This window comes from Pluralibacter sp., assembly GCF_019237635.1.
In the GTDB taxonomy this organism is placed as follows: Bacteria; Pseudomonadota; Gammaproteobacteria; order Enterobacterales; family Enterobacteriaceae; genus Enterobacter_B.
Genome location: NZ_JAFAGS010000171.1, coordinates 1 through 13,218, shown reverse-complemented (window position 1 = coordinate 13,218; position 13,218 = coordinate 1). Strand labels below are relative to the sequence as shown.

Below are 13,218 nucleotides of genomic sequence, written 5' to 3'. Positions count from 1 at the left end.
GGTGATGCCACCCTGCTTCAGCGCTTCGGTGATGGTTTCCCAGCCGAACTGAATCAGTTTTTCCGCGTACGCCGGGTCGGTACCTTCCGCCACCAGCTTGTCGAAGCACAGCAGAGAACCGGCCTGCAGCATACCGCAGAGGATGGTTTGCTCGCCCATCAGGTCAGATTTCACTTCCGCAACGAAGGAGGACTCCAGCACGCCCGCACGGTGACCGCCGGTCGCCGCGGCCCAGGCTTTGGCGATCGCCATACCTTCGCCTTTCGGATCATTTTCCGGGTGAACAGCGATAAGCGTCGGTACGCCAAAGCCGCGCTTGTACTCTTCGCGCACTTCGGTGCCCGGGCACTTTGGCGCCACCATCACCACGGTGATGTCTTTACGGATCTGCTCGCCCACTTCCACGATGTTGAAGCCGTGGGAATACCCCAGCGCCGCGCCGTCTTTCATCAGCGGCTGCACGGAACGCACAACGTCGGAGTGCTGTTTGTCCGGCGTCAGGTTAACCACCAGGTCCGCCTGCGGGATCAGCGCTTCGTAAGTACCGACTTTGAAGCCGTTTTCGGTCGCTTTACGCCAGGAGGCGCGCTTTTCCGCAATGGCTTCTTTACGCAGGGCGTAGGCGATATCCAGACCGGAGTCACGCATGTTCAGACCCTGGTTCAGGCCCTGTGCGCCACAGCCGACGATGACCACTTTTTTACCCTGAAGATAGCTTGCGCCATCGGCAAATTCTTCGCGCCCCATAAAGCGGCATTTACCCAGTTGCGCCAGCTGCTGGCGCAGATTCAGTGTATTAAAGTAGTTAGCCATGGTGTTACTCCGTGATGTTGTGTCGTGCGTGTTGTTGGGTTCGCTTGCCGTGTCTTGCAAGGAGAATGCATCCACTATATGTCAGGAAATGCGTTGCTTAAATTGATATATTAACAACGTTATGTTGCAATATTCGCAACGAAAATTTGTGGAGCCGCTCTCATGGATTTACGCGATCTGAAAATGTTTTTACATCTGACGGAAAGCCGCCACTTTGGCCGCAGCGCGCGCGCCATGCACGTCAGCCCCTCCACGCTTTCGCGGCAAATTCAGCGGCTCGAAGACGATCTCGGTCAGGCGTTGTTTATTCGCGATAACCGCACCGTGACGCTCACCGACGCGGGCGAGGAGTTGCGCACCTTCGCGCAGCAGATGTTATTGCAATACCAGCAGTTGCGGCACACTATCGACCAGCAGGGGCCGTCGCTCTCAGGCGAGCTGCATCTCTTTTGCTCAGTCACTGCGGCCTACAGCCACCTGCCGCCGATCCTCGATCGCTTTCGCGCCGAACACCCTTCCGTTGAAATCAAACTGACCACCGGGGATGCCGCGGACGCTATGGACCGGGTCGTCACTGGCGAGGCGGACCTGGCTATCGCCGGTAAGCCGGAAACCCTGCCCGGCGCGGTCGCGTTTTCGATGCTGGAAAACCTGGCGGTGGTGCTGATAGCCCCGGCTCTCCCCTGCCCGGTGCGCACTCAGGTCGCTCAGGATAAACCCGACTGGTCGACGGTGCCGTTTATCATGGCCGACCAGGGCCCGGTACGCCGCCGCATTGAGCTGTGGTTTCGCCGCCAGAAGATCAGCAATCCATTGATTTACGCGACGGTTGGCGGCCACGAGGCAATGGTGTCGATGGTCGCCCTGGGCTGCGGCGTCGCGCTGCTCCCGGAAGTGGTGCTGGAAAACAGCCCTGAACCGGTCCGCAACCGCGTCATGATCTTAGAGCGCAGCGATGAGAAGACGCCATTTGAACTCGGCGTGTGCGCGCAAAAAAAGCGGCTACATGAGCCGCTGATTGATGCGTTCTGGAAGATCCTGCCAAACCACTAACCCGCGAGGAAAAAGCGGAACGCCGGGTTATGGGTTTCATCGTGGCACTCGTAGCCCAGCTCATTCAGCCGCGTTTCGAAATCCGGCTCGTGCTCGCCCAGTTCGAACGCCGCCAGCACGCGGCCATAGTCGGTGCCGTGGCTGCGATAGTGGAACAGTGAAATATTCCAGTGGGTGCCGAGCGTGTGCAGGAACTTCAGCAGCGCCCCCGGAGACTCCGGAAATTCAAAGCTGTACAACCGTTCCTGCAGCGGTTTGGACGGACGCCCGCCGACCATGTAGCGCACGTGTAGCTTCGCCATCTCGTCATCGGAGAGATCCACCACGCTATAACCGCCGTTATGCAGCATCCGGAGGATCTCCTTACGCTCTTCGAGCCCTCGGCTTAAGCGTACGCCGACAAAAATGCAGGCGTTTTTGGCATCGGCAAAACGGTAGTTAAACTCCGTCACCGAACGCCCGCCCAGCAGTTGGCAAAACTTCAGAAAGCTGCCCTTCTCTTCCGGGATGGTGACCGCCAGTAGCGCTTCGCGCTGTTCCCCCAGCTCGCAGCGCTCGGAAACGTAGCGCAGGCCGTGAAAGTTCACGTTAGCGCCGGAAAGCACATGCGCCAGACGCTCGCCGCGGATGTTGTGCTGGGCGATATATTTTTTCATGCCCGCCAGCGCCAGCGCGCCGGAAGGCTCTGCCACGGCACGCACATCCTCGAACAGATCTTTCATCGCCGCGCAGATAGCATCGCTATCAACGGTGATAATATCGTCGAGATACTCCTGGCACAGACGGAACGTCTCGTCGCCGATGCGCTTCACCGCCACGCCTTCCGCAAACAGCCCGACGCGGGGTAAATCCACCGGATGTCCGGCCTCCAGCGCGGCTTTCAGGCAGGCGGAATCTTCCGCCTCAACGGCGATGACTTTGATTTGCGGCATCAGTTGTTTGATCAGTACCGCTACGCCCGCCGCCAGACCGCCGCCGCCGACCGGCACAAATACGCGGTCGAGATGGGCGTCCTGCTGCAGTAGCTCCAGCGCCAGCGTGCCCTGACCGGCGATCACCATCGGGTGGTCGAACGGCGGCACGTAGGTGAACCCCTGCTGCTGCGACAGCTCAATAGCCCGGGCCTTGGCTTCATCAAAATTTGCGCCGTGGAGCAGCACTTCGCCGCCGAAGCCGCGTACAGCATCGACTTTGATATCCGCTGTCGCGACCGGCATCACAATGAGCGATTTAATGCCCAGGCGCGAGGAGGAGAGCGCCACGCCCTGAGCATGGTTGCCCGCGGAGGCCGTCACCACGCCGTGTGACTTTTGCTCCGCCGTCAGACCGGCGATCATCGCGTAGGCGCCGCGCAGCTTGAAACTGTGTACCGGTTGACGGTCCTCCCGCTTCACCAGAATCACGTTATCCAGGCGCGATGAAAGCTTTTCCATCTTCTGTAGTGGCGTCACCTGCGCGGCTTCGTACACCGGCGCGCGTAGCACCGCGCGGAGATATTCCGCCCCCTCAGGGGCGGCGGATAGCGGTTGCGACTCGGCCATGATTAACCCCCGAGTTTGGATTTATCGCGCACCGCGCCTTTGTCCGCGCTGGTGGCAAGGCTCGCGTAGGCACGCAGGGCGAAGGAGACCTCGCGCTGCCTTTCTTTCGGCGTCCAGGCTTTGTCGCCGCGCGCTTGCTGGGCTTCACGGCGCGCCGCCAGCGTCTGGTCGCTCACTTGCAGTTGGATGCCGCGGTTCGGGATGTCGATGGCAATCATGTCGCCGTCTTCAATCAGACCGATGTTGCCGCCGCTGGCCGCTTCCGGCGAAACGTGGCCGATGGACAGGCCGGAGGTGCCGCCGGAGAAACGACCGTCAGTGATAAGCGCGCAGGCTTTGCCAAGCCCCATGGATTTCAGGAAGCTGGTCGGATAGAGCATTTCCTGCATCCCCGGCCCGCCTTTCGGACCTTCATAGCGAATCACCACCACGTCGCCTTCCACCACGTTACCGCCGAGAATAGCCTCTACAGCATCATCCTGGCTTTCATACACTTTCGCCGGGCCGGTAAACGTCAGAATGCTGTCATCCACACCCGCGGTTTTCACGATGCAACCGTTTTCCGCGAAGTTGCCGTACAGTACCGCCAGACCGCCCTCTTTGCTGTAGGCGTGCTCCAGAGAACGGATGCAGCCTTCGGCGCGATCGTCATCCAGCGTGTCCCAACGGCAATCCTGCGAAAACGCCTGGGTGGTGCGAATGCCCGCCGGACCCGCGCGGAACATGCTCTTCACCGCATCGTCTTGAGTCAGCATCACGTCATACTGCTCAAGCGTCTGCACCAGCGTCAGGCCCAGCACGTTTTTCACATCGCGGTTCAGCAACCCGGCTCTGTCCAGCTCGCCAAGAATACCGATAACACCGCCCGCGCGGTGAACATCTTCCATGTGGTACTTCTGCGTACTCGGCGCGACTTTACACAGCTGCGGCACTTTGCGGGACAGCTTGTCGATATCGCTCATGGTGAAATCGATTTCGGCTTCCTGCGCAGCAGCCAGCAGGTGCAAAACGGTATTGGTGGAGCCGCCCATGGCGATATCCAGCGTCATGGCGTTCTCAAATGCCGACTTGCTGGCGATGTTGCGCGGCAGCGCGCTGGCGTCGTCCTGCTCGTAGTAGCGTTTGGTCAGCTCGACAATACGCTGACCTGCCGTCAGGAACAGCGCTTTGCGATCGGCATGAGTCGCCAGCAATGAGCCGTTGCCCGGCTGCGACAGCCCCAGCGCTTCGGTCAGGCAGTTCATGGAGTTGGCGGTGAACATCCCGGAGCAGGAGCCGCAGGTCGGGCACGCGGAACGCTCGACCTGATCGCTCTGCGCATCGGACACTTTCGGATCAGCGCCCTGAATCATCGCATCGACCAGGTCGAGCTTGATGATTTTGTCGGACAGTTTGGTTTTCCCGGCTTCCATCGGGCCGCCGGACACGAAAATCACCGGAATGTTCAGGCGCAGGGAAGCCATCAGCATCCCCGGGGTGATTTTGTCGCAGTTGGAGATGCACACCATGGCATCAGCGCAGTGGGCGTTGACCATGTACTCTACCGAGTCGGCGATAAGCTCGCGCGACGGCAGTGAATAAAGCATCCCCCCGTGCCCCATCGCAATACCGTCATCCACGGCGATAGTGTTGAACTCTTTCGCTACGCCGCCTGCAGCTTCAATTTGCTCAGCGACCAGTTTACCGAGATCGCGCAGGTGCACGTGGCCCGGTACGAACTGGGTAAACGAGTTCACCACGGCGATAATCGGCTTGCCGAAATCGGCATCGGTCATCCCGGTGGCGCGCCACAGTGCGCGGGCACCCGCCATATTACGGCCATGGGTGGTGGTGGCGGAACGATACTTAGGCATGCTTTATTTACTCCCGTCTGACGATTAAATGGGACGGTGCGTGCCGTCCCATATTTATATTTAGTGATTAACCTGGTCCAACCAACCCCATTTATCTTCGGTTTCGCCGGTGAAGAGGCCGAAGAAGGCTTGCTGAATACGCTTGGTTACCGGGCCGCAGCGGCCTTCGCCCACCTGAATGCCGTCAACGCTGCGCACCGGGGTAATTTCAGCAGCGGTGCCGGACATAAACACTTCATCCGCCAGGTACAGAGACTCGCGGGACAGTACCTGCTCGCGTACCTCGATGCCCATGTCTTTCGCCAGCTTAATAATGGCGTCGCGGGTAATGCCTGGCAGGGCGGAAGAGGTAAACGGCGGCGTAAACAGAATGCCGTCTTTCACTTCAAACAGGTTCTCGCCTGCGCCTTCAGAAAGATAGCCGTTGACGTCCAGCGCGATACCTTCCTGGTAGCCGTGACGGCGCGCTTCGCTGCCGACCAGCAGAGAAGAAAGATAGTTACCGCCCGCCTTTGCCGCCGTCGGGATGGTGTTCGGCGCCGCGCGGTTCCAGGAGGAGACCATCGCGTCAATGCCCTGATCCAGCGCTTCCGCGCCCAGGTAGGCGCCCCACGGGAAGGCGGCGATGATCACATCGGTGGTGTATCCCGCAGGCGGGTTCACGCCCATGCCGACATCGCCGACAAAGACCAGCGGACGGATATAGGCGCTGGTCAGGTTGTTTTTGCGAATCACTTCGCGGCAGGCTTCCATCAGTTCATCAACGCTCTGAGAGACCGGGAAACGATAGATTTTGGCTGAATCACGCAGACGCTGCATGTGTTCGCGATGGCGGAACACCACTGGCCCTTTGTGAGAGTCGTAGCAACGGATACCTTCAAATACCGAGGTACCGTAGTGCAGCGCGTGGGACATCACGTGGACCTTGGCGTCCTCCCAGCGAACCATCTCACCATTGAACCAAATGTAATCAGCTTTTTTCGTCGTCATTTTTCTTCCTTTTGCGCTCAGGCGCGAATTTGTTGTGATTGTGATGATGTGGCGCGCTGCTGGATATCAACCCGGGCGACGTCGACCAGTTTGCATAACTGACTAAACAGTAATTCGACAGGACGAGGACTGGCAACGGTCAATTCAATATTTATATTCTGCGCGTCGGCAGCGGTCTCCATATTCATGGCGCAGATCTGAAAACCGCGGTGGCGTACCACGCGCAAGACGCGTTCTAAGGTTTCCGGGTTGAAGCGTGCCTGTACGGCGACCTGATGTTGCATCATGATAATTTCTCCAGCATTTGTGCATTACTGGCGCCAGGCGGCACCAACGGCCAGACGTTCTCAAGCTCATCGATTGAGACATGAAGCAGGTACGGCCCTTCTCTGGACAGCATCGCGTCGAGTGCCGCTTCAACCTGGTCTTTACGGGTGATGTGCTGGCCCGGGATGCCAAAGGCGCTGGCCAGCGTGAGAAAATCAGGGTTATCGGTCAGGGTGGTTTCACTATAACGCTCCTGGAAGAACAGCTGCTGCCACTGGCGAACCATCCCTAATCGCTGGTTATCCAGTAAGACGATTTTCAACGGCAGCTGTTTTCGTTTTACCGTGCCCAACTCCTGAACGTTCATCATGAAAGAACCGTCACCGGAGATGCAGATAACGGTATCGTTCGGACGCGCGACCTGCGCGCCAACCGCCGCCGGCAGGCCGAAACCCATGGTGCCCAGCCCGCTGGAGGTAATGAAGTTTTCCGGACGGCTATAGGTCATGTGCTGAGCCGACCACATTTGGTGCTGACCGACGTCGGTCGTGACGACGCTGTCCGCCGGTTTACGATCCGACAGCTGTTTTAACAGCAGCGGCGCGTAGATAGCCTCACCCGGATGATCGTAGCGCCAGGCGTGTTCAGCGCGCATTGCCGCCATATGCTGACGCCATTCATCGATGGCCAGCGGCTGCCGCAACGCTGGCAGCAGCGCATTCAGGCAGCCCTGCAACGCTACGTGGGCCTGACGCAGCTTGTTCAACTCGGCCGGGTCGATATCCATATGGATTACTTTGGCATTGGGGGCAAAGGTATTCAGTTTGCCGGTCACGCGGTCGTCAAAACGGGCGCCTACGGCGATGAGCAAATCACACTCCTGCACCGCCAGGTTCGCCGCTTTCGTGCCGTGCATACCCAACATGCCCAGATAATACGGGTAGTCTGCCTCTACTGCGCCCAAACCTTTCAGCGTACAGGTGACCGGCATTTGCGTTACCGCGATAAATTCACGCAGCGCCGGAACCGCCTGCGCCATGCCCACGCCGCCACCAACATACAGCATCGGTTTTTGCGCCTGCGCCAGCATCCAGCGAGCCTCTTCCACATCGTCATGCGGGAAAGCTTCATCGTTTTCAACGGTGGAAAAATGCGGCTCCAGTTCACCTGACGCCACCTGAATATCTTTCGGGATATCCACCAGTACCGGGCCAGGGCGGCCTGAGTTTGCCAGCAGGAAGGCTTCTGTCATCACGCGGGGCAGCTCGTCCAGCGACTGCACCAGAAAGCTGTGCTTGGTGCAGGCCAGCGACAAACCGAGAACATCCACTTCCTGGAAAGCGTCGGTGCCGATGAACGGCGAGGCGACCTGGCCGGTGATCGCGACAACCGGAACGGAATCGAGCAGCGCATCAGCAAGACCGGTTATCAGGTTGGTGGCGCCCGGTCCGGACGTCGCCATGCATACGCCGGTTTTCCCCGTCGCGCGGGCATAGCCGATCGCCGCCATTGCAGCGCCCTGCTCGTGCCGGCATAGCAGGTGTTCCACGCCGCCGTCATACAACGCATCGTAAATCGGCATAATCGCGCCGCCCGGATAGCCGAATACCGTCTCGACTCCCTGCGCACGCAACGCATGTACCACCCACTGTGCCCCATTCATAGTTAGTTCCCCGCCGACAATCGGGAGAAACAGAATTTTGTGCTACATCGCATTATCTGCTCCTCGTTTACGTTTTTAGGTCATAAAAAAACCCCCGGACCTTTCGGTGCGGGGGTCTTAGTTCGTTAAGGCTTGTTTTCTAAGCCTTTCCTCGTCCAAGTGCAGCCCCGCACGGTGGGATAATAATCACCACCACGCTAATCACGACCAGGCTAATCACTCGTAGAAGGGCTGTCATTTTCAGTTCTTTTTGCATCTTGTTCGAAGGAATACCTAAAGAGTTACCACAGACGTTACGAGAAACACAAGATTTTTTTATTGCCGAATTTCTGATCAGGCTAACGGTATTGCTAAAAACAGTTGTTTTTTATCAGAATTATGGAAAATGAAAAAAATTCACCCGCCCTGATGAGGTCAACTACCGTTCAAATCGTCGATCTTGCTTCCATTTATATCGTATTGCGGTGAAAACAAAGAAAAATACTGGAATACGTTACGTAAAAGCCGTCATTGATATGCCCGGTTTTTTTGCGCCCGCGCCATACTCTGCCCGGCAAGGGGGGACTATGTCACTGGCTATTGTTTATACACGCGCCGCGCTTGGCGTTCATGCGCCGCTCATTACCGTAGAGGTTCATATCAGCAATGGGCTACCGGGGCTAACCATGGTGGGACTGCCGGAAACCACCGTAAAAGAGGCGCGGGATCGGGTTCGCAGCGCGATTATCACCAGCGGCTACGAATTCCCGGCGAAAAAGATAACGATTAACCTGGCGCCTGCCGATCTCCCGAAAGAGGGCGGGCGATATGATTTACCTATCGCAATTGCGCTTCTGACAGCGTCTGAGCAGCTTAACGCCGCCAAACTGAACCAATACGAGTTGGTTGGCGAACTGGCGCTTACAGGGGCTCTACGCGGTGTTACAGGGGCCATCTCCAGCGCCATGGAAGCCATCAACGCCGGCAGACAGATAATCCTCGCCGAAGACAATGCGCCGGAAGTGGGGCTTATCGGCGGCGGCGACTGCTTTATTGCCAGCCATCTTCAGGAAGTGTGCCGTTTTCTCGAAGGGAAACAACCTCTTCGCCACCCCGCTTCGCCGCTGTATCAGGCAGAAGGGGAGTGCGCCGATCTCAGCGATGTGATCGGTCAGGAGCAGGGAAAGCGCGCGCTGGAGATCGCCGCTGCAGGCGGACATAATCTTCTGCTGATCGGCCCTCCCGGAACAGGGAAAACGATGCTGGCAAGTCGGCTTGCCGGGATCTTACCGCCTCTGAGCAATCAGGAAGCCCTGGAGAGCGCTGCAATACAAAGTCTGGTTCATACCGTCCAGGTAGAGAAACAATGGCGCAGAAGGCCGTTCCGCTCGCCACATCACAGCGCGTCGTTGGTCGCTATGGTCGGCGGCGGCGCGATTCCGGCCCCCGGGGAGATCTCGCTGGCGCATAACGGAATATTATTTCTCGATGAGCTCCCCGAATTTGAACGTCGGGTGCTGGATGCGTTAAGAGAACCGATTGAATCCGGGCAGATCCATATCTCTCGTACGCGGGCAAAGATAACCTACCCGGCCCGCTTTCAGCTCATCGCCGCGATGAATCCCAGCCCGACGGGACACTACCAGGGGAATCATAATCGCTGCACCCCGGAGCAAACGCTGCGCTATCTGGCGCGTCTGTCGGGGCCGTTCCTCGACAGGTTTGATTTATCGCTGGAGATCCCGCTGCCGCCTCCGGGATTGTTGAGTCAGCCCCCGGCCCAGAGTGAAAATAGCGCGACCGTAAAAGCCCGCGTTCTTGAGGCACAGGCATGCCAGCACCATCGGCAGCATAAACTTAATGCCGCGCTGGATAGCGCCGGAATTAAACACTACTGTCGACTGCATGCCGAAGACAGCATATGGCTGGAACAGGTACTGGTAAAACTGGGGTTATCCATTCGGGGATGGCAGCGGCTGTTAAAAGTGTCGCGCACCATCGCGGACCTTGCGCAGGCGGAACATATCGGGCGGGAACATTTGCAGGAAGCCCTAAGCTACCGGGGCGTTGAAAGGCTGTTAATTCATCTGCAAAAACGGATGATGTAAAAAAGGGGCCTAAGCCCTGAGGGATCCCCACAAACTGGAGCTAGTAAACCAGAACCATATTGCGGTAGATCCTGGTTAAATGGATAAGAACATCACTCAGTGATATTCGCTTTAAAACCAGCGGAGAGTGTCTCAGGACATTCTCCGCTAACGTCAGAAATGAAATTACCCGCCTCGATTTAACACTGTTGGCCTGATACCTCAGGTGTAATCCTTTGCTTTCAGCGTAATAGCCCAGCAGCCACAGTACTATCATGCTCAGGGTTGCCAGCAGACTCAGGACCAGAATTCTTCCTTCTGTGCGACTGTAGCTGGCCCGAAGACCAAACCCGAAACGCTCGCTTTTCTCATCACGGAAGTTTTGCTCAATCTGCATACGACGGCTGTAAAGCTTCATAACCTCCCGGGGTTTAAACTCTGCGGTACTGCTGAAAAGCAACCATGGCTCTTTTGCCGCTGAACGGCCGCAGCGAACTTGTTTGCTCCGACGTATGCGGCAGCGGGCACGTTTGTGTTTCCGCCCTTTCGGTTTTGTCTTCTGAATATAAAAATGGCCGTCGCATTGTGCATAAGCTGCCTGAGAAAGCGTTCCCGCCCCCAGATGCTCCGGGCTGCTGCCAGCGGTAATGTCTGCGGGCCTTAACCATGCACTGCCTTTACTTTCCAGTCTGAGTTGAGTGTTACCGCGAATTCGGCCAACGAAATCCCATCCCAGTGATTTTATATGCCTGAACCAGGCGTTTTTGAATCCGGCGTCAGTGATGATGACGACTTTTGTTCCCGGATTTATTGCGCTGGCCAGTGCATCCAGGAATGTCTGCTGAATACTGCTGTTGTTTTGTTTGCTCGACGGGGCGATATGGCTCAGCAATGGAATAGACCGACCATCGCAAATCAGGCTCGCTCTAAGCACATGGTATTCCTGGGAGGGGTAGCCGCTCCAGTCAACGGCAATAACGCATAATGACAGCCTGCTGGTCAGCATTGAGATAATGTTGTTGAAAATCACAGGAACGTCTTGCTGAAGTGATTCGTTTCCCAGCAGGCGATCAACACGTTTAATCTTGTTTTTAACCTGAGCCCCACCGGGCAGAAAGCGCCCAATGCTGGTCAGGGTGAGGGGCGCACCGGTAACCAGGGCAGTGGTTGCATCCATCAGGGCATTTTGGCGGTATTTATGAAACGTCCCCAGAGCATCTCTGAAAAAGTCCTGGCATAATCGGCGAGCAGGCATAGTGGTGAACCTATTGAATTTGCGTAAAAATCAGTAGATCACATCACACTATGCCTGTCCCGCTTTATCCTTCTTTTTTCTGGGGATTCCTCAGGGCCTAAGCCCCTTTTTTATTAATCGTCACTTTCGGTGTAATCCTCAGCGCCTTCCATCTGCGGCTTACCGCCTGACAGGGTATGGAAACGCTTCGGACGCTTGATACGCGCCATGTATTTGATCCACACGCGCTCCGCTTCCGTTACTGGCTCCCGCTCACCGCGGCACACTGCAACAAACTGTTTTTCATCTTCGGTTGCAGGGTCGCGCTTGCCCAGATCCAGCTCATTGAAAGCATAACCATGACGCTCTAAAAGTTGTGCCTCTTTGATGGTGAAATCACCATGACGAGAGAACCCGCGCGGATAATTTTTATTGTCGAAAAAACGATTAGTCGTCGTAAAGCTTTCCGCCATCCTACACGCTCCTAATTCTTTGGCCGAGCTATTTATGGCGCGGAGTATTAGTTACGCTTGACAGAGTGTAAAACAAAACATTTAAATCAATACGACAAATAATTTTGTGGAGAAGGCAGTGGATACGGAATTGCTAAAAACTTTTCTCGAAGTCAGTCGAACACGGCACTTCGGGCGCGCTGCGGAAGCCTTGTATCTGACGCAATCAGCCGTCAGCTTTCGTATTCGTCAGCTTGAAAACCAGCTTGGCGTGAACTTGTTCACCCGCCATCGCAATAATATCCGTCTGACTGCCGCCGGAGAAAAGCTCCTGCCCTATGCCGAAACCCTGATGAATACCTGGCAGGCGGCCCGCAAGGAGGTGTCGCAGACCTCACAGCACAACGAGTTTTCGATAGGTGCCAGCGCCTCGCTTTGGGAGTGTATGCTCAATAGCTGGCTTGGGCTGTTGTATCAGGCCCATACCACGATGCAATTCGAGGCACGTATCGCGCAGCGTCAGTCGCTGGTAAAGCAGCTTCACGAACGACAACTGGATCTCCTGATCACCACCGAAGCGCCCAAGATGGATGAATTCAGCAGTCTGCTGCTGGGCCATTTTACCCTGGCGCTCTACTGCGCTTCGCCATCGCGCCTGAAGGCGGATCTAAACTACTTGCGCCTGGAGTGGGGGCCCGATTTTCAGCAGCATGAAGTAGAACTGCTTGCTGCTGATGATGTGCCGATGTTGACAACCAGCTCTGCCGTACTGGCGAAACAGCAATTGTCCGCGTTAGAGGGCTGCTCCTGGCTCCCGGTAAACTGGGCCAGAGCGCAAGAGGATATTCATACGGTTTCTGATAGCAACACGCTTTCGCGTCCGTTATATGCCATTTGGCTGCAAAATAGCGACAAACAGGCGCAGATTCGCGAGATCCTGAAGACCAGCATTTTTGCATAACAGGGTGGGCAGGAATGCCCATCAGTGCAAGAAAAGTGTGAGAAAACCATGGGGAAACAACAGATAAAAAAAATCCTTAGCTTTCGCTAAGGATTGTTTCTGGCAGGGGCGGAGGGACTCGAACCCCCAACACCCGGTTTTGGAGACCGGTGCTCTACCAATTGAACTACGCCCCTAAATAGGGTGGCGGAACGGACGGGACTCGAACCCGCGACCCCCTGCGTGACAGGCAGGTATTCTAACCGACTGAACTACCGCTCCACCGAAATCATTTTACTTCTACCGGTTGTCACCCCGGCTTACTGCTTAAACGTCGAACCGTTCA

At 56.6% G+C, this 13,218-nt stretch carries 12 protein-coding genes and 2 tRNA genes; 3 read left to right on the top strand and 11 right to left on the bottom strand.

The annotated features are described in order from the left end of the window. The coding region (gene ilvC, locus JO226_RS20045) for a ketol-acid reductoisomerase (RefSeq protein ID WP_296406688.1) at positions 1 to 813 on the bottom strand (813 nt) is incomplete at its 3' end. A gap of 162 nt (positions 814 to 975) precedes the next feature. Between ilvC and ilvY the strand changes: the two genes are divergently transcribed. Beyond that, the gene (gene ilvY, locus JO226_RS20040) at positions 976 to 1,866 is read left to right on the top strand and encodes an HTH-type transcriptional activator IlvY (protein WP_296406686.1); all 891 of its coding nucleotides are present in this window, start codon (positions 976 to 978) and stop codon (positions 1,864 to 1,866) included. On the opposite strand, the gene ilvA is transcribed toward ilvY, so the two are convergent. The 6 genes from ilvA to ilvL form a co-directional block, all read right to left on the bottom strand. Then, a complete protein-coding gene (gene ilvA, locus JO226_RS20035; protein ID WP_296406684.1) occupies positions 1,863 to 3,407 on the bottom strand; it encodes a threonine ammonia-lyase, biosynthetic in 1,545 nt (514 codons plus the stop codon). The two genes, ilvY and ilvA, sit on opposite strands and share 4 nt — an antisense overlap. A 2-nt stretch (positions 3,408 to 3,409) precedes the next feature. Then, entirely contained in the window at positions 3,410 to 5,260 is a 1,851-nt protein-coding gene (gene ilvD / locus JO226_RS20030; RefSeq protein ID WP_296406682.1) for a dihydroxy-acid dehydratase, read from the bottom strand. A 60-nt stretch (positions 5,261 to 5,320) separates the two neighbouring features. Beyond that, complete coding sequence (gene ilvE, locus JO226_RS20025; protein WP_296406681.1) at positions 5,321 to 6,250, bottom strand: branched-chain-amino-acid transaminase; 930 nt, start codon at positions 6,248 to 6,250, stop codon at positions 5,321 to 5,323. 17 nt (positions 6,251 to 6,267) lie between these two features. Beyond that, on the bottom strand, positions 6,268 to 6,537 hold the full coding sequence (gene ilvM / locus JO226_RS20020; protein WP_296406679.1) for an acetolactate synthase 2 small subunit: 270 nt from the start codon (positions 6,535 to 6,537) through the stop codon (positions 6,268 to 6,270). Next, positions 6,534 to 8,180 (bottom strand): acetolactate synthase 2 catalytic subunit, encoded by a 1,647-nt coding sequence (gene ilvG / locus JO226_RS20015; protein ID WP_296406678.1) that lies wholly within the window; start codon positions 8,178 to 8,180, stop codon positions 6,534 to 6,536. The genes ilvM and ilvG overlap by 4 nt, the downstream gene beginning before the upstream one ends. Before the next feature lie 139 nt (positions 8,181 to 8,319). Further along, entirely contained in the window at positions 8,320 to 8,418 is a 99-nt protein-coding gene (gene ilvL / locus JO226_RS20010; RefSeq protein ID WP_001311244.1) for an ilv operon leader peptide, read from the bottom strand. Between the two features lie 328 nt (positions 8,419 to 8,746). Between ilvL and JO226_RS20005 the strand changes: the two genes are divergently transcribed. Then, positions 8,747 to 10,267: a YifB family Mg chelatase-like AAA ATPase gene (locus JO226_RS20005; protein ID WP_296406670.1), complete on the top strand. Its 1,521-nt coding sequence runs from the start codon at positions 8,747 to 8,749 to the stop codon at positions 10,265 to 10,267. Positions 10,268 to 10,307: 40 nt separating this feature from the next. Here the strand turns inward: JO226_RS20005 and JO226_RS20000 are convergent, their stop codons facing one another. Next, on the bottom strand, positions 10,308 to 11,501 hold the full coding sequence (locus JO226_RS20000; RefSeq protein WP_296406668.1) for an IS4 family transposase: 1,194 nt from the start codon (positions 11,499 to 11,501) through the stop codon (positions 10,308 to 10,310). Positions 11,502 to 11,614: 113 nt separating this feature from the next. After that, the gene (locus JO226_RS19995; protein WP_013368214.1) at positions 11,615 to 11,953 is read right to left on the bottom strand and encodes a DUF413 domain-containing protein; all 339 of its coding nucleotides are present in this window, start codon (positions 11,951 to 11,953) and stop codon (positions 11,615 to 11,617) included. 106 nt (positions 11,954 to 12,059) lie between these two features. On the opposite strand from JO226_RS19995, the gene hdfR reads away from it, so the two are divergent. Further along, positions 12,060 to 12,893, top strand: a complete 834-nt coding sequence (hdfR, locus tag JO226_RS19990) for an HTH-type transcriptional regulator HdfR (protein WP_296406666.1) — start codon at positions 12,060 to 12,062, stop codon at positions 12,891 to 12,893. 100 nt (positions 12,894 to 12,993) lie between these two features. Here hdfR and JO226_RS19985 read toward each other — a convergent pair. Both JO226_RS19985 and JO226_RS19980 read right to left on the bottom strand, forming a co-directional pair. Beyond that, a tRNA-Trp gene (locus JO226_RS19985) sits at positions 12,994 to 13,069 on the bottom strand. A gap of 8 nt (positions 13,070 to 13,077) precedes the next feature. Beyond that, a tRNA-Asp gene (locus JO226_RS19980) sits at positions 13,078 to 13,154 on the bottom strand. Positions 13,155 to 13,218: the final 64 nt, after the last annotated feature.

Excerpts from the sequence above, each read along its gene's own strand:
- ilvY (WP_296406686.1), top strand. The coding sequence starts at position 976 with ATGGATTTACGCGATCTGAAAATGTTTTTACATCTGACGGAAAGCCGC.
- ilvA (WP_296406684.1), bottom strand. The coding sequence starts at position 3,407 with ATGGCCGAGTCGCAACCGCTATCCGCCGCCCCTGAGGGGGCGGAATAT.
- ilvD (WP_296406682.1), bottom strand. The coding sequence starts at position 5,260 with ATGCCTAAGTATCGTTCCGCCACCACCACCCATGGCCGTAATATGGCG.
- ilvE (WP_296406681.1), bottom strand. The coding sequence starts at position 6,250 with ATGACGACGAAAAAAGCTGATTACATTTGGTTCAATGGTGAGATGGTT.
- ilvM (WP_296406679.1), bottom strand. The coding sequence starts at position 6,537 with ATGATGCAACATCAGGTCGCCGTACAGGCACGCTTCAACCCGGAAACC.
- ilvG (WP_296406678.1), bottom strand. The coding sequence starts at position 8,180 with ATGAATGGGGCACAGTGGGTGGTACATGCGTTGCGTGCGCAGGGAGTC.
- ilvL (WP_001311244.1), bottom strand. The coding sequence starts at position 8,418 with ATGACAGCCCTTCTACGAGTGATTAGCCTGGTCGTGATTAGCGTGGTG.
- JO226_RS20005 (WP_296406670.1), top strand. The coding sequence starts at position 8,747 with ATGTCACTGGCTATTGTTTATACACGCGCCGCGCTTGGCGTTCATGCG.
- JO226_RS20000 (WP_296406668.1), bottom strand. The coding sequence starts at position 11,501 with ATGCCTGCTCGCCGATTATGCCAGGACTTTTTCAGAGATGCTCTGGGG.
- JO226_RS19995 (WP_013368214.1), bottom strand. The coding sequence starts at position 11,953 with ATGGCGGAAAGCTTTACGACGACTAATCGTTTTTTCGACAATAAAAAT.